The sequence below is a fragment of the Virgisporangium aliadipatigenens genome (assembly GCF_016863615.1).
GTDB lineage: Bacteria > Actinomycetota > Actinomycetes > Mycobacteriales > Micromonosporaceae > Virgisporangium > Virgisporangium aliadipatigenens.
Genome location: NZ_BOPF01000007.1, coordinates 323028 through 344557, shown reverse-complemented (window position 1 = coordinate 344557; position 21530 = coordinate 323028). Strand labels below are relative to the sequence as shown.

At 72.9% G+C, this 21530-nt stretch carries 21 protein-coding genes and 1 pseudogene; 8 read left to right on the top strand and 14 right to left on the bottom strand.

Annotated elements, in window-relative coordinates; translation table 11 throughout:
* Nucleotides 1-212: 212 nt before the first annotated feature.
* The 3 genes and pseudogenes from Val02_RS12295 to Val02_RS12285 form a co-directional block, all read right to left on the bottom strand.
* A pseudogene (locus Val02_RS12295) lies at nt 213-863 on the bottom strand (ABC transporter ATP-binding protein); the annotation flags it as partial.
* Between the two features lie 34 nt (nt 864-897).
* Nucleotides 898-1911 carry a peptidoglycan-binding protein gene (locus Val02_RS12290; RefSeq protein ID WP_203899099.1) on the bottom strand — a complete coding sequence of 338 codons (1014 nt, stop codon included), beginning with the start codon at nt 1909-1911 and terminating at the stop codon, nt 898-900.
* Nucleotides 1911-2417, bottom strand: a complete 507-nt coding sequence (locus tag Val02_RS12285) for a hypothetical protein (RefSeq protein ID WP_203899098.1) — start codon at nt 2415-2417, stop codon at nt 1911-1913. Before Val02_RS12285 ends, Val02_RS12290 begins: the two co-directional genes overlap by 1 nt.
* An 88-nt stretch (nt 2418-2505) precedes the next feature.
* Here Val02_RS12285 and Val02_RS12280 point away from each other — a divergent pair, with 88 nt between their 5' ends.
* From Val02_RS12280 to Val02_RS12265, 4 genes are read left to right on the top strand one after another with little or no spacing between them, the layout of a single operon-like run.
* Complete coding sequence (locus Val02_RS12280; protein ID WP_203899097.1) at nt 2506-3162, top strand: response regulator transcription factor; 657 nt, start codon at nt 2506-2508, stop codon at nt 3160-3162.
* The gene (locus Val02_RS12275) at nt 3159-4295 is read left to right on the top strand and encodes a sensor histidine kinase (protein ID WP_203899096.1); all 1137 of its coding nucleotides are present in this window, start codon (nt 3159-3161) and stop codon (nt 4293-4295) included. The genes Val02_RS12280 and Val02_RS12275 overlap by 4 nt, the downstream gene beginning before the upstream one ends.
* 9 nt (nt 4296-4304) lie before the next feature.
* The gene (locus tag Val02_RS12270; RefSeq protein ID WP_203899095.1) at nt 4305-4589 is read left to right on the top strand and encodes an Rdx family protein; all 285 of its coding nucleotides are present in this window, start codon (nt 4305-4307) and stop codon (nt 4587-4589) included.
* Nucleotides 4586-5557 (top strand): BUD32 family EKC/KEOPS complex subunit, encoded by a 972-nt coding sequence (locus tag Val02_RS12265; RefSeq protein WP_239152763.1) that lies wholly within the window; start codon nt 4586-4588, stop codon nt 5555-5557. The genes Val02_RS12270 and Val02_RS12265 overlap by 4 nt, the downstream gene beginning before the upstream one ends.
* Here the strand turns inward: Val02_RS12265 and Val02_RS12260 are convergent.
* Both Val02_RS12260 and Val02_RS48180 read right to left on the bottom strand, forming a co-directional pair.
* On the bottom strand, nt 5554-6459 hold the full coding sequence (locus Val02_RS12260) for a threonine/serine dehydratase (protein WP_203899094.1): 906 nt from the start codon (nt 6457-6459) through the stop codon (nt 5554-5556). The genes Val02_RS12265 and Val02_RS12260 overlap by 4 nt on opposite strands.
* Nucleotides 6443-7042 carry a TetR/AcrR family transcriptional regulator gene (locus tag Val02_RS48180; RefSeq protein ID WP_203899093.1) on the bottom strand — a complete coding sequence of 200 codons (600 nt, stop codon included), beginning with the start codon at nt 7040-7042 and terminating at the stop codon, nt 6443-6445. The genes Val02_RS12260 and Val02_RS48180 overlap by 17 nt, the downstream gene beginning before the upstream one ends.
* Nucleotides 7043-7157: 115 nt before the next feature.
* Between Val02_RS48180 and Val02_RS12250 the strand changes: the two genes are divergently transcribed.
* Both Val02_RS12250 and Val02_RS12245 read left to right on the top strand, forming a co-directional pair.
* Complete coding sequence (locus Val02_RS12250) at nt 7158-8051, top strand: 2-dehydropantoate 2-reductase (RefSeq protein WP_203899092.1); 894 nt, start codon at nt 7158-7160, stop codon at nt 8049-8051.
* Nucleotides 8052-8099: 48 nt separating this feature from the next.
* On the top strand, nt 8100-8867 hold the full coding sequence (locus tag Val02_RS12245; RefSeq protein ID WP_239152761.1) for a putative protein N(5)-glutamine methyltransferase: 768 nt from the start codon (nt 8100-8102) through the stop codon (nt 8865-8867).
* Between the two features lie 132 nt (nt 8868-8999).
* Here the strand turns inward: Val02_RS12245 and Val02_RS12240 are convergent, their stop codons facing one another.
* The 6 genes from Val02_RS12240 to Val02_RS12215 all read right to left on the bottom strand — a co-directional run bounded on the left by Val02_RS12240 (nt 9000) and on the right by Val02_RS12215 (nt 15485).
* Nucleotides 9000-9644, bottom strand: coding sequence for a carbonic anhydrase (locus Val02_RS12240; RefSeq protein WP_203899090.1), 645 nt, complete (start codon nt 9642-9644; stop codon nt 9000-9002).
* A gap of 73 nt (nt 9645-9717) precedes the next feature.
* Nucleotides 9718-10566, bottom strand: coding sequence for an NAD(P)-dependent oxidoreductase (locus tag Val02_RS12235; RefSeq protein WP_239152759.1), 849 nt, complete (start codon nt 10564-10566; stop codon nt 9718-9720).
* Nucleotides 10563-13283 carry a molybdopterin-dependent oxidoreductase gene (locus tag Val02_RS12230; protein ID WP_203899089.1) on the bottom strand — a complete coding sequence of 907 codons (2721 nt, stop codon included), beginning with the start codon at nt 13281-13283 and terminating at the stop codon, nt 10563-10565. The genes Val02_RS12235 and Val02_RS12230 overlap by 4 nt, the downstream gene beginning before the upstream one ends.
* Nucleotides 13283-14089, bottom strand: coding sequence for an FAD binding domain-containing protein (locus Val02_RS12225; RefSeq protein WP_203899088.1), 807 nt, complete (start codon nt 14087-14089; stop codon nt 13283-13285). Before Val02_RS12225 ends, Val02_RS12230 begins: the two co-directional genes overlap by 1 nt.
* A gap of 38 nt (nt 14090-14127) precedes the next feature.
* Nucleotides 14128-15084, bottom strand: a complete 957-nt coding sequence (locus tag Val02_RS12220) for a DUF2332 domain-containing protein (protein WP_203899185.1) — start codon at nt 15082-15084, stop codon at nt 14128-14130.
* Between the two features lie 5 nt (nt 15085-15089).
* Nucleotides 15090-15485 (bottom strand): winged helix-turn-helix transcriptional regulator, encoded by a 396-nt coding sequence (locus tag Val02_RS12215; protein WP_203899087.1) that lies wholly within the window; start codon nt 15483-15485, stop codon nt 15090-15092.
* A gap of 86 nt (nt 15486-15571) precedes the next feature.
* Between Val02_RS12215 and Val02_RS12210 the strand changes: the two genes are divergently transcribed.
* Together Val02_RS12210 and Val02_RS12205 are read left to right on the top strand one after the other, a co-directional pair.
* Nucleotides 15572-16873, top strand: coding sequence for an MFS transporter (locus Val02_RS12210; protein WP_239152758.1), 1302 nt, complete (start codon nt 15572-15574; stop codon nt 16871-16873).
* A gap of 57 nt (nt 16874-16930) precedes the next feature.
* Nucleotides 16931-17545, top strand: coding sequence for an L-2-amino-thiazoline-4-carboxylic acid hydrolase (locus Val02_RS12205; protein WP_203899085.1), 615 nt, complete (start codon nt 16931-16933; stop codon nt 17543-17545).
* On the opposite strand, the gene Val02_RS12200 is transcribed toward Val02_RS12205, so the two are convergent.
* The 3 genes from Val02_RS12200 to Val02_RS12190 are packed head-to-tail and all read right to left on the bottom strand — an operon-like array spanning nt 17542 to nt 21505.
* Entirely contained in the window at nt 17542-19797 is a 2256-nt protein-coding gene (locus Val02_RS12200) for an ATP-binding cassette domain-containing protein (protein ID WP_203899084.1), read from the bottom strand. The genes Val02_RS12205 and Val02_RS12200 overlap by 4 nt on opposite strands.
* On the bottom strand, nt 19794-20564 hold the full coding sequence (locus Val02_RS12195; RefSeq protein ID WP_203899083.1) for an ABC transporter permease: 771 nt from the start codon (nt 20562-20564) through the stop codon (nt 19794-19796). The genes Val02_RS12200 and Val02_RS12195 overlap by 4 nt, the downstream gene beginning before the upstream one ends.
* On the bottom strand, nt 20561-21505 hold the full coding sequence (locus tag Val02_RS12190) for an ATP-binding cassette domain-containing protein (protein WP_203899082.1): 945 nt from the start codon (nt 21503-21505) through the stop codon (nt 20561-20563). Before Val02_RS12190 ends, Val02_RS12195 begins: the two co-directional genes overlap by 4 nt.
* Nucleotides 21506-21530 lie beyond the last annotated feature (25 nt).

The window sequence follows — 21530 nt, the reverse complement described above, 5'->3', positions numbered from 1 at the left end:
CCCGACGGCGGGTGGCCGTCGGGCGGCACCCGGCCCTCCGGCGCAGCGAGGACGTGGCCGCCCGGCGCCGCCCGGCCGTGCCCCGAGGCCGGGATGTTGCCGTCCGGTGCCGGCCGGCTGTCCGGCGAGGCCGGCACCCAGCCGCCCGATGGGGGCTCGCCGTCGGACAGGGCGCTCTCCGCTGCGAAGGATCCGTCGGGTCGTGTGGTCGAGACGCGGCCGTCGCGCACCGACACGACGCGGGGGAACGATCGGGCCAGGTCACGGTCGTGGGTGATGACGACGACTGCCGTCCCGGCGCGATGCAGACCCGTGAGCAGTTCCACGACGTCGGCACCGGAGGACGAGTCGAGGTTGCCGGTCGGCTCGTCGGCCAGCAACAGCCGGGGCGACCCGACGATGGCGCGGGCTACGGCGACGCGTTGACGTTCCCCACCGGAAAGCTGATGGGGACGGTGGGTGAGCCGATGCGCGAGGCCGACCCGCTCGAGCGCCTCGGCCGCCGCGTCCCGCCGCCGGCGGCGGGGCACGCCCGCGTACAGGAGGCCGTCGGCGACCGCGTCCAATGCCGTCACCCCGACCCCGAGGTGGAACTGCTGGAACACGAACCCGATCGACCGCGCCCGCAACTGCGACAGGGCCCGGTCGGAGAGCCGCCCGACGTCCTGCCCGGCGACGTGAACGGTCCCGGACGTCGGCCGGTCGAGAGTGCCGGCCAAATGCAGCAGCGTCGACTTTCCCGACCCGGACGGGCCGACGACAGCGACGAGTTCGCCGTCCTCGACGGTCAGGGTGGCGTCGGCCAGCGCGGTCACGCCGCCCGGATAGACGCGCGAGACGTTACGCATGTCGACGGCGCTCATGACACCGCCCCGGCGTCCGGCCTGATGAAAGACCTCATGCGGCGCGCTCCGCGGGGACGCTGACGGTGACGCCCTCGGCGATCCCGTCGCCGCTCACCTCGACCTGCCCCTGCGCGAAGAGGCCCACGTCGACCGGCACGACCCGGGCCGCGCCGCCGTCGACGACCTCGACGCCGTAGCGGTCCCGGTCGAGGGCGAGCAGCGCCACGATCGGCACGGCCAGGACGTCCTTACGTTCGCGGGTCACGAGGCGGACGTCGACCGGTGCGTCGGTCGCGAGCGCCTCCTGCTCGGCCACGGTCACGACCGCGGTGACCTTTTCGCCCGTCTTCACCCGGGCGACCGTCCCGGCGACGGTCCGTCCCGCGACGACCACCCCGGCGGCCTTCCCGACCGCGACGAGGGCCTGATACTTACGTTCGACGGTGAGCACGACCTGCCGTTCGGTCCCGGTCGCGTCGTAGAGGACACCGGCCGCGTCACCGACCCGCGCCTTGTGCTCCCCGACCCGCAGACTCTTCTCGCGGAACGTCACAAGCCCCAAATCCACCGTTCCGGTACGGGTCACGCCCAGCCGCTTCTGCCACAGGCTCACCGCGTCGGCGGTCGCACCGTTGAACCGGTCATCGGGCGTGAACCCGGCGAAGCCCAACGCCCGCAGCCCCTCCTCCAACTGCCGCACGTCCGGCCCCTTGTCCCCGCTACGCAGCGGCCGATACGCGGGCACCGCGCCGGCGAACAGCACCACCGGCCGGTCGTCGACCCGGCACAGCACATCCCCGGGATTCAGGACGGTGCCCGGCGCCGGCAGCGCGGTGACCGTGCCGCTGACCCGCACCGACAGCGGTGCCTGCTCCTCGTAGGTGACCTCGGCGGGGAACGTGCGCGAGTCCGCGAGCGTCATCCGCCGCACCGTCGCCGTCGACCTGGCCGCCTGCCGCGGCACCGGCTTGCGGCCGCGGCCGCCGAGCCCGAACGCCGCACCGCCGGCCGCGAGCGCACCGGTGACCCCGACGCCGGCGACCAGCAGCCGGCGACGCGTCCCCATCACTTCCCCGCCGGCTGCGCCGGCATCATGCCCGCGGGCAGCCCGCACTTCTCGCCCGCCTGCTGGAACTTCGCCATCGCCGCGTCGTACCCGGGATCCGATGGCTCCGGGATCGGCAGCTTCCCGGCCGGCAGCCCGTCCGCGCCCGGGTCCGGATAGTCGGGGATCCCGTTCTCGCGCATGCACTTGGCGAACGTCAACTGCTTCTCCCGTTCCTGCGGGCTCAGGCTGTGGGTGCCGCCGTTGGGCAGCTTGGTGCGGCACTTCTCCCACGCCGCCTCCCATTTCTCGCCGCTCTGCTCGGCGCCGGCCGCCCCGAGGATGATCGACCCGTCGGGGCCCTCCTTCGGGTCCGGCATGTCGACGCCGTTGTCCCGCATGCACTTGCTGAACGCCAGCTGCCGCTCAAAATCGCTGGCCGGCTGCTCCGCGTCGTCGCCCCCGCCGCAGGCCTGCACCGCGAACAGGGCCACGAGCAGCGCGGCCGCGAAGTGTCGTCGTCTCATGGCCGGTGATCGTGCGCGCTCGACGGTGGCGTCGCCGTGTGCGCCGACCACACACGGACACCACACCGGCCTCCCGCACACTGGGATCATGCGGGTGCTGGTGGTGGAGGACGACGAGACCTTGGCGGAACTGCTCGCCGACGGGCTACGCGAACAGGGCCTCGTCGTCGACGTGACCCACGACGGCGCCACCGCGCTCGAACGCGCCGCGCAGATCCGCCCCGACGTCGTCGTCCTCGACCGCGACCTGCCCGTGGTCCACGGCGACGACGTGTGCACCGCCCTCGTCGGCTCCGGTTCACCGGCCCGGGTACTGATGCTCACCGCCGCCGCCTCGGTCGACGAACGGGTCGAGGGCCTCATGCTCGGCGCCGACGACTACCTGCCGAAGCCGTTCGCGTTCACCGAACTCCTCGCCCGGGTGGCCGCACTCGGCCGACGCGCACCCACCCGGCTGCCGAACATCCTGCGCCGCGGCGACCTCAGCATGGACGTCGGCCGGCACCGGGTCCGCCGCGGCGACCGCCACGTCCAACTGGCCCGCAAGGAGTTCGGGCTGCTGGAGGAACTGCTGCGCGCCGACGGCGAACTGGTCAGCGCCGAACGGCTCCTCGACCGGGTATGGGACGAACACGCCGACCCGTTCACCACCGCGGTCCGCACCACCGTGAAGACACTGCGCCAGAAACTCGGCCCGCCCGATCCGATCGAGACCGTCATCGGACGGGGGTACCGGCTGCGATGAGACTGACCATCCGCACCCGCCTGACCCTCTGGTACGCCGCCGTCCTCGTCACCACCGGCGGGGTCCTGCTCGTCACGGTGTACCTGCTGGCCCGCCGCCAGCTGTTCTCCGCGAACTCGACCCTCCTCCTGAAACTCGTACCGGCCGTGGCTGCCGACCCGTCGCAGACCGTCATCGCCGGACCCGCCCAGCCCGCGCAGGACCTGGACACCGCCGCCGCCCTCATCAACAGCGCCCGCGAGGAGACGCTGCGCGCCATCCTGTACCAGTCGGCGCTGCTGTTCGCCGCCCTCGCCGCCGTCTCCCTCGTCGTGTGCTGGCTCGTCGCCAGCCGCGCACTGCGTCCGCTGCGCACCGTCACCGCCGTCGCCGAACGCCTATCCCACGACACCCTCTCCGAACGCATCACCCACGACGGACCCGCCGACGAACTGCACACCCTCGTCGAGGCGTTCAACACGATGCTCGACCGGCTCGGCCGCGCGTTCCAGGCACAGCGCCTCTTCGCCGCGAACGCCTCCCACGAACTGCGCACCCCGCTCACGATCATCCAAACGGCCGCCGAGAAGGCCCTGTCCCGCCCGCACCGCACCGAGGCCGACTACCGGCGCGCGTTCGCCACCGTCATCACCGCCGCCCACCGCAGCGAACGCCTCCTGGCCAGCCTCCTCGCCCTCGCCCGCGCCGGACAGCACACCCGCCACGAAACCGTCGACCTCGCACACGCCGCCACCGAAGCCGCCCGCGCGGCACCACCGGCCGGGCCGACGGTCCACACGGCACTGCACCCGGCACCCGTCGACGGCGACCCCGCCCAGCTGGAACTGCTGCTGCGCAACCTCGTCGACAACGCCGTGCGACACAACACCGACGGCGGCACCGTCTGGATCCGCACCGACGCCCGCGCCGGCACCGCCGTGCTCACCGTGGAGAACACCGGCCCCCACCTCGACAACGACGACATCGGCCGGCTGCGACGGGCGTTCCAACGCGGCGGCGGCCGCACCGGCGGCCACGGCCTCGGACTCGCCATCGTCGACGCCGTCGTCGACGCGCACACCGGCACCTGGACCGCGACACCACGGCCCTCCGGCGGACTCACCGTCGAAGTACGCCTGCCCGCCGCCGGATAGGGTTCCGGCATGACCGCACCGCACGTCACCGTCGAGTACTGCACGCAATGCAACTGGCTCCTGCGCGCCGGCTGGGTCGCGCAGGAACTGCTGCAGACGTTCGGCACCGAGCTCGGCGGAATCACCCTGCGACCGGGCACCGGAGGCGTCTTCGTCGTCGCCGTCGACGGCACCACCGTCTGGGACCGCAAGGCCGACGGCGGATTCCCCGACATCGTCGAGCTGAAGCGCCGGGTCCGCGACACCGGCCTACCCGGCCGTCCCCTCGGCCACGCCGACCGCGCCAGGACATGACGACGGCACGGCTCGCGCGCTACCGGACCGTCGCCGACACGCTCGCCGTACGCAGCGACAAGCAGTTGGTCGAACTTCTCGACGCCACACCGATCACCCGCTCCGGCATCGGCGGCACCGCCCGCGTACTCGACGTCGACGCAGTACGCGTGTTCGCCAAACGCATCCCGCTCACCGACGTCGAACGCGCCCACCCGCACTCCACCGCCAACCTGTTCGGGCTCGCCACCCACTGGCAGTACGGCATCAACTCACCCGGCTTCGGCGCCTGGCGCGAACTCGCCGCCAACGTCATCACCACCGACGCGGTCCTCACCGGGGCGAGCGGCGCCTTCCCCCTGCTCTACCACTGGCGGGTCCTGCCCGGCACACAACCCGCGCCCACCGACCCGATGCACCCCGCGCTGCGCCCCCGCCTCGACGCCATCACCAACGCCACCGCCGGCATCGTGCTCTTCCTCGAACACATCCCGCAGACCCTGCGGGCGTTCCTCGACGCACACGGCCCCGACGCCGCCGACTGGCTGGAGGAACGCCTCCACACCGACATCCCCGCGCTGAACGCCACCGGGCTGCTGCACTTCGACGCCCACCCCGGCAACATCCTCACCGACGGCGAACGCCTCTACATCGCCGACCTCGGCCTCGCCACCTCACCCCGCTTCGACCTCGACGCCGACGAGGCCGCGTTCGTCGACGCACACCGCGACCACGACCTCGGCTACGCCGCCATGGTCCTCGTCAACTGGCTCGTGTCCACAGTGGACGGCCACACCGACGCCGCCACCCGCCACGCCCGCATCGACGCCTACGCCGCCGGCGCCCCCTGCGACTCGCCCGTCATCCGCCGCCACGCCCCGGCCGCCGCCGTCATGAACGCCTTCTACCGCCGCCTCTTCGCCGGCGACCACACCGCGCCCTACCCGCAACGGGAACTCGCCGCCGCCCTCGGAAAGCCGGCCGGCTAGCCCAGATCCGACGGATCCGTGTTCGCCCCGCACAACAGCACAGCCACCCGTTCCCCCGGCTCCGGCCGATAGACACCGGCGTCCAGAGCCGCCAACGCCGACGCCGTCCCGTGCTCCACCACCACCCGGAACTCGTCCCACAGCCGCAGCCGCGCCGCCACCACATCGGCATCCGACACCAGCACACTGCGCACACCCGTGCGCACCGCCACATCGAAGCCGATCGCACCGACCCGATGCGCCCCCAACGAGTCCGCCGCAACGCCCGACACCGCCACGTCGACCGGCTCCCCGGCGGCCAACGCCCGATGCAGCGTCGGCGCCGACACCGGCTCCACCGCCACCACCCGCGCCCGCCCCTCCAACGCCGCCGCGACGCCGGCCATCAGGCCACCACCACCGACCGCCAGCAGCACCGTGTCGACCGGCACCTGCTCCGCCAGTTCGACCGCAAGAGTGCCCTGACCGGCGCAGACCTCGACCTGATCGTAGGCATGGACGAACGACGCACCCGAATCCGCGGCGCGCTTGAGCGCCGCGTGGAACGCCTCCGCGTACTCGGCACCCACCTGGACCACCGACGCCCCGAGCCGCCGCAGCTTCGCCACCTTCACCGGCGGCGCCGACACCGGCACGAACACCTCCGCCGGCACCCCCAAAGCCCGCGCCGCATACGCGACCGCCATCCCCGCGTTACCGCCCGACGCCGCGATCACCCCCGCCGCCGGCACCTCCGCCGACAGGATCCGGTTGAACGCCCCACGCGCCTTGAACGACCCCGAAACCTGCAGATACTCGTGCTTGAACCACACCGCGCCCGGCACCGCCTCGCTGACCGGGGTACGCCGCACCCGACCCGCGATCCGCCGCGCCGCCACATCCACCTCAGTACGCGTGATCACCGGGCCAGCCCAGCACACGCAGCAACGCCGCCGTCAACCGGTCCACCACGTCCTCCGTCGCCCACCCCGACGAACCCACCAGGTCGAGGACCACCCGCTCGTCCAACAGCGTCGCCCACATCAACACCGCGAACCGCACGTCCTGCTCCGGCAGCACCCCGGCCGCGATCCCCGCCTCGACCCGCGCCGCCAACCGGTCGTACAGCCCCACGAGCAGCGGATCCCCGGCGTCCCGCCGCGCCAGCACCCCCCGCGGCGAACGCGTGTACACCGACGCCGCCCCCCACCGCGCCGCCCGCACCACCCACTCCCGGCACAACGCCCGGACATCGGCCAGCGGGTCGACACTCGGCAACGCGTCGAACGCCGCCAACAGGCTCACGATCATGTCCTCGACGAACGCGTCCACCGCCGCCGGCGTATCCGAGAAATGCCGGTACGCCGTCGCCGTCGACACCCCCGCCCGCGCCGCCACCTCCGTCAGCGCGAACTCCGGACCCCGCTCGGCGAGCAACTCGCCGACGGCGCCCAACAGGGCCGCCCGGGAACGCCGGGCGTCACTACGACGGGCACGCTCCGGCACCCGGCGATTCTATGACCTTGATAACGCGACCGGCCCCACGAAACGCGCCCGTAAAACATGGCCGGCATCCTCCCTAACTGCGAAACTATTCTCAGTTAGACGAGAGGCACGAGGCATGTCCACCAGACGAACCCGCGTAGCCGTCATCGGCGCCGGCGCCGTCGGCACCATGGCCGCCGCAGCCGCCCACGACGCCGGCCACCACGTCGTCCTGTACGCCCGACGACGCCCACCCCGCCTCGTCATCGAACGCGACGACACCCACCGCCACCTCGACATCCCCGTCATCGTCGACCCCGCCGACGCGCAACCCGCCGACTGGATCCTGCTCACCACCAAGGCCCAGGACACCCGCAGCGCCGCCAAGGCCTGGTTCGACCGCCTCCTCGACCCCCACACCACCGTCGTCGCCCTCCAGAACGGCGTCGACCACCACGAACGCCTCCAACCCCTCATGCCCACCGCCACCGGACTCGTCCCCGCCCTCGTCATGATCGCCGCAGAGGTCCTCGCACCCGGCCACGTCCTGCACCGCTTCGGCGGCACCATCACCGTCCCCGACACCCACGCCGGCACCCGCTTCGCCCGCCTCCTGGGCGGCTCCGACATCACCGTCGAAACCACCGCCGACTTCCACACCGCCGCCTGGCGAAAACTCCTCATCAACGCCGCCGCCAACCCCATCACCGCCGTCACCACCCAACGCATGGGCGTCCTGCAGAACCCCTCCGTCCGCCACCTCGCCCGCGCACTCCTCGACGAGGTCCGCGCCGTCGGCGTCGCCACCGGAGCCCACCTCACCGACAACGACATCCGGCACACGTTCCACCTCTACGACGGCATGGCCCCCGACGACGGCACCTCGATGCTCTACGACCGCCTCGCCGGCCGCACCACCGAACACGAACTCATCACCGGCGCCGTCGTCCGCCTCGGCGACACCCACCACGTGCCCGTCCCGCTCAACCGCGCGGTACTGGCCCTCCTGCGCGGCGCCGACCACAAGTAACCGCCCAGGAACATGACCAGGTCGGGCACCCGGTCCACACTCAACGGTGTGCCCGACCTGATCACCCCACTCGTCGTCGACCGGCTCCGCGCCGCCGGCTGCGTCTTCGCCGAAGAAGAGGCCGCCCTCCTCACCGCCGCCACCGACGACCCCACCCACCTCGACACCCTGGTCGAACGACGCGCCACCGGCGAACCCCTCGAACACGTCCTCGGCTGGGCCGAATTCTGCGGCCTCCGCATCGGCGTCGACCCCGGCGTCTTCGTCCCCCGACACCGCACCGAACACCTCGTCCACCGCGCCGCCACCCGCACCCCACCGCACGCCACCGTCGTCGACCTCGCCTGCGGCACCGGCGCACTCGGCCTCGCCCTCCACCACCTCGCCGGACCGCTCCACACGCTGCACGCCGTCGACATCGACCCGAACGCCGCCACCTGCGCCGCCCGCAACCTCGCCGGCATCGGCCACGCCCACCACGGCGACCTCTACACACCGCTCCCGCCGGCGCTGCACGGACGGGTCGACGTGCTGCTGGCGAACGTCCCCTACGTGCCGACGGCCGGCCTCGCCCTCATGCCCCGCGAGGCGCGCGACCACGAACCGCCGGTCGCCCTCGACGGCGGCCCGGACGGACTGGACGTGCTGCGAAGGGTTGCCGCGTCGGCCCGCACCTGGCTCACGCCCGGCGGCCACCTGTTCACGGAGGCGAGCGCGCACCAGGCACCGGCGGCCGCCGCGATTCTGTCGGCGGCCGGCCTGACGCCGACGGTGGAACGCGACGAGGACGCGATCACCGTGGTGGCAGTCGCATAGCCGCCACCACTTGAGAGCACTCCCACCCCGCACGAGCCCGAAAGGCTCGAAATCTTCTTTAATAGGGGCTCTTCTGGGGTGATCGCTTGCGATCACACCGCCTAAGGCATCCTAGGACGCTAGGACATAAGGCTAGGCGGCGTCCAGCCGGTCCTCGGCGAGGGGATCGGCGCCCAGCACCGACACCCGCCCCTCCGCCAGCCGGTACGACATGCCCACCACCGCGCAGCGGCCCTCCGCCACGGCGCGGGTCGTCGCCGAATCGCCGGTCAGCAGGGTCTCGATCGTGCGCCGGACGTGGATCTCGGCCACCCGGTCGGGATCCGTGACACCCTGCCGGTGCGCGAACCGCACGTTGGGCACGACGCGTTCGACGATCGGGGTCAGCTCGCCGGCCAGCGCCGTGTCACCGGCCAGCACGTCGTGCGCCGCCTTCACCGCACCGCACGAGTCGTGCCCCAGCACCACCACCAGCGCCGCGCCGAGCACACTGACGCCGTACTCGATGCTGGCGCGCACCTCGGCCCCGAGGATGTGACCCGCCGTGCGGACCACGAACAGGTCCCCCAGCCCGCGATCGAAGATCATCTCGGCGGCGAGGCGCGAGTCCGAACAGCCGAAGACCACCGCGAACGGCCGCTGCTCCGCCGCCAGCGAGGCCCGGTAGTGCGCGTCCTGATGCGGGTGGACCCGCCGGCCGGTGACGAAGCGATCGTTGCCCGCCAACAGCTCTGTCAGCGCCGCGACCGGGGTGTTGGGACGGGGCTCAGGCTCCATGTCGTTCCCTCCGACGCCGTTTGCCTCAGGAAAATAGCCGCGAAACGACCGGCTGCACAGCGTGATGTGACACTCACCGCACCCTGATCGCCTCGTAGACGGCCGCCATGTCCGCCTCGGCGTGCCCGCCGTCGGCCGCCGCCGCGAACAGGTCCCGCGCCGCCGCCGTCAACGACGCGTCCACACCCGCGTCCCCGGCGGCCGCCACGACCAGCGCCATATTCTTCGCGGCGCCGTTCAGGGGGAACGCCGTGGGGTACTCGCCGGCCAGCATCGCCCCGCCCTTGAGGTGCGCGTACGCCATGTCCAGCGGCCCGCCCTCGATCAGTTCGAGGAAGAGGCGCGGCTGCACACCCAGCCCGTCCGCCAACGCGAGCGCCTGCCCGGTGGCCGCGACGGCGTTGCCCAACCAGCTGTTCAGGACGAGCTTGAGGCGGCTGCCCGTACCGGCCGCGCCCAGCCAGCGCACCCGCGCGGCGATCGGCCCGCAGAGCGCCTCCACCCGGCCGCGCACCTCGTCCGGGCCGGACGCCAGGACGGTCAACGTGCCCTGCTCGGCCGGCTGGCGGGTGCCGACCACCGGCGCGTCCACGAACACCAGATCGCGTTCGGCGGCCAGCGCCGCGAGCCGCTGCGCGCCGGCCACGCCGACGGTGCTGGTCTGCACCCACAGCGTTCCTGGCGCGGGTGCCGCGTCGATGATCGCGCCGGCCACGGCCTCGGCGTCGAACAGCATCGTCACGACGGTGTCCACGCCCGCCACGGCCTCGGCGGGGGTGCCGCAGACCACGGCCCCGTCGTCGGCGAGCGGCTTCGCGCGCGACGCCGTGCGGTTCCACACCCGCACCGCCCGGCCGGCCCGCAGCCAGTTGCGCGCCAGGGCACTGCCCATGATCCCGGTCCCCAGGACTGCGATGGTCATGATCCCGACGCTACCCGTTGAGCCCGCGCGCCACCGTTCAGCGTCTGCCAGATCAGATCCCGCGTGAACGGCGTACGCGTGAACCGCACCCCGGTCGCGTCGCGCAGGGCGTTGGCCAGTGCCGGCGCCACCGGGTTGAACGGGCTCTCGCTCATCGACTTGGCCCCCATCGGACCGATCGTGTCGACGGTCTCCACGAACACCACCTCGGTCGGCGGCACGTCTGCCATCGTCGGCAGGTGGTACTGGCGGAACGCCGCCGTCGTCACGGCACCGGAGGCGTCGATGTCCACGTGCTCGGCCAGGGCCGCGCCGAGCGCCTGCGCCACGCCGCCCTCCACCTGCCCGCGGCACTGCATCGGGTTCATCACCCGGCCGGCGTCGGCGGCGTGGACGCTGCGCAGGATGCGCAGTTCGCCGGTGCCGGGGTCGACCGCGATCCGGAACCAGTGCACGTTGAACGCCACCGAGCGCGGGCTGCCCGTCCAGTGCCCCTCGGCCGACTCACCCGCGAGGTCGGCCAGCGGCACGAACCGCACACCCCCGGACGAGGCCATGGCGACGCCGTCGGGGGTCAGCACGCAGTCCTCGGGCGCCACGCCGAGGCGCACCGCGCCCAGTTTCCGCAGCCGGTCGCGCAACGACTCGGCGGCCCGCAGCACGGCGGCGCCGGCGACGACCGTTCCGGTCGAGGCGAACGCGCCCGTGTCGTGCCGGACGAGATCCGTGTCGGACTGGGTGAGCGTGATCCGGTCGACCGTCGTGCCCAACGCCTGCGCGGCCAGCTGGGTGTGCACGGTCGTGCTGCCGTTGCCGAACTCCGCGGTGCCCACGGCGATCGCGTACCGGCCGTCGGGCAGGACGCGCACCGTGGCGTCGGCGAAGTGGCCGCCCGGCGGTCCGGTGGCGATCATCGCGACCGCCGAACCCTCACCGGTGAGCCAGCCCTCGGGCGCCGGCGGCGGCGGTTCCGCCCGGGCGGTGCGGATCACGTCGAGGCACGCGTCCAGCCCGTAGCTGCCGATGATCAGGTCGGGGGCGTGCGACGCCGGCGCGAGCATCTCCTCGCCCGGCCGCACGACGTTGCGTTCGCGCAGCGTGAGCGGGTCGAGGTCGAGCCGGCGGGCCAGTTCGTCCAGGGCCTGCTCGACCGCGAACGACACCTGCCCCAGCCCGTAGCCGCGGAACGCGCCCGCCGGCACGGTGTGCGTGTAGACGGCCCGGCCGTCGACCTTCTTGTTCGGGCAGCGGTACACCGACAGGGACTCGTGGCAGCCGTGGTACAGCACGGACGGGCCGTGGTTGCCGTAGGCGCCGGTGTCGGAGACGACGTCGAGGGCGAGCGCGGTCAGCGTCCCGTCCCGCCGCGCGCCGGCCGTCACCGTGACGGTGAACGGGTGCCGCGTGGTCGCGCCGACAAACTGTTCGGCACGGGTGAACTCCCACCGCACCGGCCGGTTGAGGCGCAGCGCGGCGAGCACCACCAGGTCCTCGGCCAGCATCTCCTGCTTGCCGCCGAAGCCGCCGCCGACCCGGCCGGTGACCACGCGCAGGCGTTCCATCGGCAGGTCGAAGAGGGCGCACAGCGCACGCCGGGTCAGGAACGGCGTCTGCGAACTGGTCCGCACGCACAGCCGCCCGTCGTCGTCGAACCACGCGAGCGCGCCGTGCGTCTCCAGCGCGGCGTGCGCGACGCGGTGCGTCCGGAACGTCGCCGTGTACACCTCGTCCGCCTCCGCCAGCCCGGCCGCGACGTCCCCGACCTCGCCGTGCGCCGCACCCGCGACATTGCCCGGCGCCGAAAAACGCTCCGGCGCGGAAAGCCCGTCGGGCGCCGCGACGCCGTCGACCGGGCCGTGCACCTGCGGCGCGTCGGGCGCGAGCGCCGCGACCGGATCCAGCACGAAGGGCAGCACCTCGTACGTCACCACCAGCCGGCGGCACCCCTCCTCCGCGGCGGCCTCGGTGTCGGCGACCACCGCCGCGACCCGCTGCCCCACGTGCCGCACCACGTCGTCGAGGACCCGCGTGTCGGCCGGGTCCTCCTCGGGATGTTCGTGGCGGGCGGTGGAGTACCGGCGCAGCGGCGCGTCGCGATGGGTCAGCACCAGCCGCACGCCGGGCACCGCCAGCGCGGCCGTGTCGTCCACCGCGACGATCCGCGCGTGCGGATGCGGCGAACGCAGCACCTTGAGGTGCGCCGCCCCGGGCAGGTCCACGTCGAAGGTGTACCGCGCCGCACCCGTCACCACGTCCGGCCCGGCGGGCGCGGGAACGTTCGCCCCGACCGCCTCCCCGGCGGCGGGCGAGGCGGCGTGCCGCACCCCGTTGACGGCGTCGGTGATCGCCCGGTAGCCGGTGCACCGGCAGAGGTTCCCCTTCAGCGAACGGGGCAGGTCCTCCGTCGACGCGAGCGCCGCCACGGTCATGATCATGCCGGCCGTGCAGAACCCGCACTGGAACCCCTGCGCGTCCAGGAACCGCTGCTGGACCGGATGATCCAGCCCCTCGATCGTCGTCACCCGGCGCCCCACCGCCCGGAACGCCGGATACAGGCAGCTGTGCACCGGCACCCCGTCGACGTGCACCGTGCATGCCCCGCAGTCCCCGGCGTCGCAGCCCTTCTTCACCCCGAACCACCCCTGCTCCCGCAGGTAGGTGCGCAGGCACTGGCCCGGGCGCGGGGCATCCCCGGCGGCGACGCCGTTGACCTCCATCAGGCGCCCGCCAGTTCGCGGCGGATCTCCTCCGCGTAGCGGTACGTGAGGTGCCGGCGCCAGGCGGGCGAGCCGTGCACGTCCTCGACCCAGTCGGCGTCCCCGAGCCCGAAGTCCAGGGCGGCGGCGAGCCCGCCGGCGGAGGGCAGCGCCGGGAAGCGGAACACGAACGGCCGCCGGGTCGAGGCGGTCACGGTCAGCGCGAAGCCGGCGGCGCCGAGCCGTCCCGCCAGCAGCACCGCCGAGCGCCCCAGCGGGTGCAGCGAGCCCTGCCGCAGCGCCGCGGAGCCGTCGAGCGCGGCGGCCGGCAGGTGGATCGAGCGCAGCAGTTCGCCGGGGCGCAGGCAGGTGGTCCCGTCGCCGGTCACCAGCGCGGTCACCGGCACGACCCGCCGCGACGAGGGCCCCAGCAGCAGGCAGGAGCCGTCGAGGGCGGCCGTCAGGGTGATCATCGGCCCGGCCGGCAGTGCCGCGCAGAGGTTGCCGCCGACCGTGGCGACGTTCCATATCTTGAACGACGCGAGGAACGACTCGCAGCACCGGCGCGCGAGAGCGTGCCACGCCGACCAGGCCGGCGATCCCTCGAAGGCGTAGAGCGTCGCGACGGTGCAGGTGGCCGCGATCTCCAGCCCGTCGGCCGCGGCGGTCAGCGGCTCCCAGCCGGCGGTGGTGAGGTCGAGCAGCCGCGTCACGGACGGCCGGGGCTCGGAGAAGAGCGCCGTGCCGCCGGCGAGCCAGGCGTCGCCCGCCCGCCAGTCCCCGGGAACGGCCGGGCTCACCACCTCCGTGACCGTGTGCAGATCCACCGGCGCCCCCTGTCCGACGACAACAGCGAACCCTATGGCTACACCCCGTTTGTTTCGAGCCAGGTCAGTGACGCGCCGTGCGGCTCGCTCAACGCTACCGCCCGGTCGTCGAGCGCGAGGACGAACCGGGCGGCCGTCTCGGGCGGCAGCCCTGCGGCCTCGGACTGCCACGGGAAGACGGCGCCGCCCTCGTTGGAGATCCAGTGTCCGGGCAGCTTCGTGACCGTCCGCGCGAACGCCTCCCGCTCGGCCGGTTCGAGGTAGGCCAGCACGGCGGTGTGCATGATCACGAGGGTCGCGTCGGCGGGTGCCCGCGCGGCGAGGTCGGGCAGGTCGGTGCGCAGGTCGCCGCGGACCACCAGCGGCGGTTCGGATGCCGCGACGGCCGCGGCCGCACGCAGGCGTCGGCGCCGGTGCTCCTGCTCGGGCCAGACCAGCGCCTCCAGCCACCGCAGGTCCTCCGCCGAACCGGGGTCGAGCGGGTTGAGGTCCAGCCCGGCCCGCCACACGACGGTCGGGAGTTCGCTCGGCAGCGGCACGGGGCCCGCGACGGCGCAGGTGAGCGTGACGGGGCCGGTACCCAGCCGGTGGCCGCCGAAGTCGTAGGCGTAGCGGTCGGGGTAGAGGCAGAGACCGGCCGACGTGCCGACCTCCAGCAGTGCCAGGGGCTGCGGGAGCGCGGCGAGCAGCGGGAGCAGGGGTGCGCACCGGCCCGCCTCGTTGGTCTGCGTGCTGCGGCGCGACATCTCCGCGACGACCCGGTCCCAGTGCGCCAGCACCCACGCCCGGGACGCGTCCGGGTCCTCCACCGGCCCGCCGAGATAGCGGGTCACGCCGAAGAGCAGGTTCGGCTGGCGCTTCCACTTCGGCAGGGCGTCGAGGCGTTCGACCAGAACGGCGTCCCCGGCGACGGCCCGCCCCAGCCGCTCGTAGGTCGGCGACACGCGGCCCGCCTCGACCTCGCCGAACCAGCGGTACCAGCGCCGGGTCTCCATCCACTTCACGCGACGGCGCCTTCACGCCGGTCGTAGTCGGCGCGGGCGGCCGCGATCGCACCCCGGTGGCGTTCGGCCCAGCCGGTCAGGCCCATCAGGTACTCGTACAGCTCCCGGGCCCGCGGCGTGGCCTCGTACTCGACCTTCGGCGGCACGGTCGGGTAGACGGTGCGCTCGAGAAGGCCGTCGCGTTCGAGGTTGCGCAGGGTCAGGGTGAGCATGCGGCGGCTGATGCCGTTGATCGCGCGTTCCAGCTCGGTGAAGCGGACCGGTCCGCGGGTCGCCTCGATGAGGATGCCGATCGCCCACTTGCCGCTGACCCGGTTGAGGACCTCGATCACAGAGCAGACGGCGGGCAGCTCGTCCACCTGCGCGGACACATCGGTGTTCCTCGGTGACATGAAAGTGCCTCCTTACGCCGCCCTCCAGAGTCACAAAACATGGACCCCGTTACAAGTCGTGCACCAAAGGCAACGTGGGAGTCCCGGTGAACAGATGGATGGCGCTCGTGGTGCTCTGCACCGGAACGCTCATGGTCGTCCTGGACGGCAGCATCGTCGCGGTGGCGCTGCCGGTGATCGGCCGCGACCTCGGGTTCGACGGCGCCGGGCTGGCCTGGGTGGTGAACGCCTACCTGATCGCGTTCGGCGGGCTGCTGCTGCTCGCCGGGCGGGTCGGCGACCTCGTGGGGCGGCGGCGGGTGTTCCTGGCCGGGCTCGTGCTGTTCACCGCCGCGTCGCTGCTGTGCGGGTTCGCCGGCAGCGCGGCGGTGCTCGTGGTCGCCCGCTTCGTCCAGGGGGTCGGCGGGGCGATGGCCTCGGCCGTGGCGCTCGGCATGGTCGTGACGCTCTTCCCCGCCCCGGCCGAACGGGCGAAGGCCCTCGGCGTCTACAGCTTCACCCAGGCGGCGGGCTCGTCGCTCGGGCTCGTCCTCGGCGGCGTGCTGACCGAGACGGCCGGCTGGCACTGGATCTTCATCATCAACGTGCCGATCGGCGTCGTGGCCGTCGCCCTGGTGCCCCGGCTGTTCGCGGCCGAGCGCGGGCTCGGCCTGAGTGCGGGAGCCGACGTGCCGGGCGCGGTGCTCGGGACGGCCGGGCTGATGCTGGGCGTCTACGCCATCGTCGGCCCGTCGCCGCTCAGCGGGGTCGCGGCGGTGCTGCTGATCGCGGGGTTCGTCGCCCGGCAGGCGACCGCGGCCGCGCCGCTGATGCCGCTGCGGCTGGTGCGTCCGGCCAACCTGACGATGCTGCTGCTGGTGGCGGGCATGTTCGGGTTCCAGTTCCTGACGGCGCTGTACCTGCAGGACGTGCTGGGCTACGGGGCGGTCGCCACCGGGTTGGCGTTCCTGCCGGCGCCGGTGCTCATCGCGGTGGTGTCGCTCGGGCTCGCCGGCCGGTTGACGGCCCGCTACGGGGAGCGGGCCGTCCTCGCCGGTGGGCTCGCGCTCATCGTCGCCGGGCTGCTGCTCCTGACCCGGGCGCCGGCCGACGGGCACTACGCGGTCGATCTGTTCCCGGCGCTGGCGCTGCTCGGGTCCGGGTTCGGGGCGTCCGTCGTGGTGCTCTTCGCCCGGGCGATGTCCGGTGCCGACGACGCCGCGGCCGGGGTGACCTCCGGGATCGTCAACACCACCCAGCAGGTGGGCGGCGCGCTCGGCCTGGCGGCCCTCGCGAGCGTGGCCGCGAGGTGGGACTTCAGTGCCGCCTACCTGGGCGCCGCCCTGCTCGTCCTGCTGGCTCTCCTCTCCTCGACGGAACGCCGTAAGCTGGCACCGCAGCGCCGGTAGGTCGGTGGAGCGCGCTGGCTCCGTCCAGCACGCCTCCTACCGGAAGGACCACCGACCATGTCCCACTGGGACCCCGACGCGTCGAGCGTCGCCATCGTGGACGCGTTCCTCGCCCACCTGGACACCCCGCACGTCGAAGAGATCCGCGCCCGGCAGGCCGCACTGCTGGCCGCCTCGGGCGAGCTGCCCGACCCGCCGGCCCGCTACAACCGCCGCTACACCACCGCGGTCCTCGCCGCCTGGGAGGTCCTGTCGCCGCGGTTCGGCCCGGCGCGGCATCAGGACCTGCTCGACCTGCTGCGCGAGGCGTTCACCGCACCGTTTCGGGAGTGGACCGCGCGGTCGACGCGGGAATTCCTCGACGGCGCCGACGATCCGTTCGCCGCCATGGCCGCCCTGGCGAAGAAGCGGGAGACGACGGACTTCGGCGTCGAGTTCACGTTCGACCGCGACGAGGGACCGGCGCACCTGCACCAGGACGTGCGCCGGTGCGGCTACCTCGAGTACCTGCGCGGTCGGGGCGCCGCGCACCTGACGCCGGTGCTGTGCGCGTTCGACACGGCGTGGCTGGAGGCGGTCGACCCGGCCCGCCACGGCTTCGTGGCCACCCGCGCCACGACGCTCGCGGAGGGCGGGCCGACCTGCCCGTTCCACTTCCGCCGGGTGCGTTAGCCGACGGCCCGCCGCAGGTGGTCGGCGGTGTGCCCGCGCCCGCCGTCGACCATCTGCCGCGGCGTCCCCTCGAAGACGACGCGGCCGCCGCCGGTGCCGCCCTCGGGCCCCAGGTCGACGATCCAGTCGGCGTTCTTGATCACGTCGAGGTTGTGCTCGATGACGATCACCGAGTTGCCGCCGTCGACCAGCCGGTCGAAGACCCGCAGCAGGTGGCCGACGTCCGACATGTGCAGGCCGGTGGTGGGTTCGTCGAGGACGTACACCGCGCCCTCCTTGTGCAGCTGCGTCGCCAGCTTGATCCGCTGGCACTCGCCGCCGGAGAGCGTCGACAGCGGCTGCCCCAGCGTCAGGTAGTCCAGCCCGACCTCGGCCATCGCGCTCAGCACCGGCTTCAGCTTCTTCTCGGCGAAGAACGCCGCCGCCTCCTCGGTCGTCAGGTCGAGCACGTCCGAGATGGACTTGCCGCGCAGCGTGTACTCCAGCACCTCCGGCCGGAACCGCCGCCCCCGGCAGGTCTCGCACGGCGTGCGCACCGCCTCCAGGTACGCCAGGTCGGTGTAGATCACGCCGTGCCCCTGACAGGTCGGGCAGGCACCGGTGGAGTTGAAGCTGAACAGCCCCGCCGCGACCCCGTTCGCCTTGGCGAAGAGCTTGCGGATCTCGTCCATGATCCCCGTGTACGTCGCCGGGTTGGAACGGCTCGACACGCCCACCGCCGACTGGTCGATCACCACCGCACCCGGGTGCTGCTTCAGGAACTCGCCGTTGACCAGCGACGACTTCCCCGAACCGGCGACCCCGGTCACCACGGTCAGCACGCCGGTGGGGAAGTCGACGTCCACGTGCAGCAGGTTGTGGGCGTTCGCCCCGCGCACCGGCAGCACCCCGGTCCGCTGCCGGGACAGCTCCTTGAGCGGCATCCGGTGGCGCAGGAACTCCCCGGTGAGCGTCTGCGTGCGGGCCAGGCCGGCGACCGTTCCGGTGTAGACGATCTCGCCGCCGTGCGCGCCGGCCCTGGGGCCGAGGTCCACCACGAAGTCGGCCGACTCGATGACGTCCGGGTCGTGCTCGACCACCAGCACCGTGTTGCCCTTGTCGCGCAGCTTCGCCAGCAGGTCGTTGAGCCGCCGCACGTCCCGGGCGTGCAGGCCGACGCTCGGTTCGTCGAAGACGTACATCATGTCGGTGAGGCTGCTGGCCAGGTGCCGCACCATCTTGACCCGCTGCGACTCCCCGCCGGAGAGGCTCGACGTGGCGCGGTCCAGGGACAGGTAGCCCAGTCCCATGTCGATCAGCTCACGAAGGCGTTCGACCAGGGTGACGACGACCGGCTCGGCCTCGTCGGACGTGAACAACCGCAACACCGAGACCAGCTCGGTCGCCTCCATGGCGGCGAGGTCCGCGATGGACCAGCCCTCGATCTCGCACGCCAGCGCCGCCTGCGACAGCCGGGCGCCCTTGCACAGCGGGCAGGTCACCGTCGTGATGAAGCGCTGGAAGACGGCGCGGTTGCGCTCGGACATCGCCGCCGCGTCCTTCTTGATGTACAGCCGGGTGAACCGCGCGACGACGCCCTCGTAGGAGGCGTTGATCGTGCCGCCCTGCCACTCGACCGGAATCTTCTCGCCGATGGCGTGCAGGAACAGCTCCAGCCGCTCCGGCGGGTAGTCCTCGATCGGCAGGTCCGGGTCGAACAGCCCCGAGGCGGCGTACAGCTTCCAGTACCAGGTGCCGACCTTGAAGTCCGGGTGCCGGATCGCCCCGTCGTTGAGCGACTTCGACCGGTCGAGGAACTTCTCCAGGTCCAGCGTGGTCGCCCGGCCCAGCCCCTCGCACTCGGGACACATGCCCTGCGGATCGTTGAACGAGAAGGCGTTCGAGTAGCCGACGAACGGCCGCCCGGCCCGGGAGTACAGCAGCCGCAGCAGCGTGTAGATGTCGGTGACCGTGCCGACCGTCGAGCGCGAACCGCCACCGAGGCGGCGCTGGTCGACGACGATCGCCGCCGAGAGGTTCTCGATCCGGTCCACCGCCGGCTGCCCGTAGCGGGGCAGGAAGTTGCGCTGGAACATCGTGAACGTCTCGTTGAGCTGCCGTCCCGCCTCGGCGGCGATGGTGTCGAAGACCAGCGACGACTTGCCGGAGCCGGAGACGCCGGTGAACGCCGTGATGGTCCGCTTGGGGATCCGGACCGACACGCCGCGCAGGTTGTTCTCCCGCGCACCCTCGATCACGATCTCGTCGTTCACCTGGACATCCTCCGGTAGCGGCGCACGGACAGGGGCAGGAACACGGCCGTGATCAACGTCGGCCAGGCCACTGCGAGCAGCAGGTCGTGCCCGGTGCCGCCCCAGTTCGGATTGCCGAACAGGTCCCGGGCGGCCGACACGCTCGCCGACAGAGGATTCCACGCGGCGACGGTGCCCAGCCAGCCCGGCATCGACTCCGGCCCGACGAACGCGCTGGACAGGAAGCCGATCGGCCACACCAGGATCTGCAACGCCAGGATCGCCTCCGGCCCCTTGACCACCAGCCCGAGCCAGATGCCCACCCACAGCAGTGCGAAGCGCAGGTAGAGCAGCAGCCCCAGCCCGGCCAGGGCGGCGCCCACCCCGTCGTGCCACCGCCACCCGACGACCAGCCCGCAGGCCACCATGACGCCCAGCCCGGCGAACGAGTTCAACAGGTCCGCCCCGGCCCGCCCGGTGACCACCGCCGAGGCGGCCATCGGCAGCGACCGGAACCGGTCCGTCACACCCTTGGACGCGTCCGCCGCCACGGCGGTGAACGTCGCCTCGATCCCGAACACCATCACCATGCCGAAGACGCCCGGCACCAGGAACTCCCGGTAGTCCCCATCGCCCGGCACGGCCATCCCGCCGCCGAACAGGTAGCCGAACATCAGCACCAGCATCACCGGGAAGAACAGCCCGATGAGGACCGGGCCGGGGTCCTTGCGCCAGTGCAGCAGGTCCCGGCGGGTGATCGTCCAGCCGTCCCGGATCGCCCAGATCATTTGGCCACCTCCGTCAGCTGCAGGAAGACCTCGTCGAGGGTGGGCCGGCGCACGGCGATGTCCTCGACGGTGAGGCCTGCGCCGTCGAGTTCGCGGATCAGCGCGGACAGGGCCGTCATCCGGTCGGCGACCTCGACGCTGACCCGCCACCGGTCGGCGTCCCGCTCCGGTGCGACGCCGGTCGCGCGGGTCACGGCGGCGGTGACCGCGGCCAGGTCCTCGGGGCGGCGGGCGGTGACGTCGATGCGGTCGCCACCGACCAGGCCGCGCAGCTCGTCCGGGGTGCCCTCGGCGATCGTGCGGCCGGCGGCGAGCACGCTGATCCGGTCGGCCAGCTGGTCTGCCTCGTCGAGGTACTGCGTGGTGAGCAGGACCGTCGTGCCGGCCGCCGTCAGGGCGCGCACGGCGGCCCAGACCTCGCCCCGCCCGCGCGGGTCGAGCCCGGTGGTCGGCTCGTCGAGGAACAGCACCGCCGGCGCGAGGATCAGCGACGCGGCCAGGTCGAGGCGGCGCCGCATGCCGCCGGAGTACTTCTTCACGGGGCGGTCGCCGGTGTCCGCCAGGTCGAAGCGTTCGAGCAACTCGTCCGCCCTGGTCGCCGCCTCCTTCGCGGTCAGGTGGTGCAGGCGGGCGAACAGGTCGAGGTTCTGCTTGCCGCTCAGGGCCTCGTCGAGCGCGGGCTGCTGGCCGACCAGGCCGATCCGGCGCTTCACCGCCTTCGCCTCGCGCACCACGTCGTGGCCGGCGACCCGGGCCGTGCCGCCGTCGGGGCGCAACAGCGTGGCGAGGATCCGCACGGCCGTGGTCTTGCCCGCGCCGTTCGGGCCGAGGAGGGCGTGCACCGCGCCCCGCTCGACCCGCAGGTCGAACCCGTCCAGGGCGGGCCTGTCGGCGCCGTAACGCTTTCTCAGCTGTTCCACTTCGATCGTCACGCCGTACATCGTACACTGTACAGCGTACAGAGAG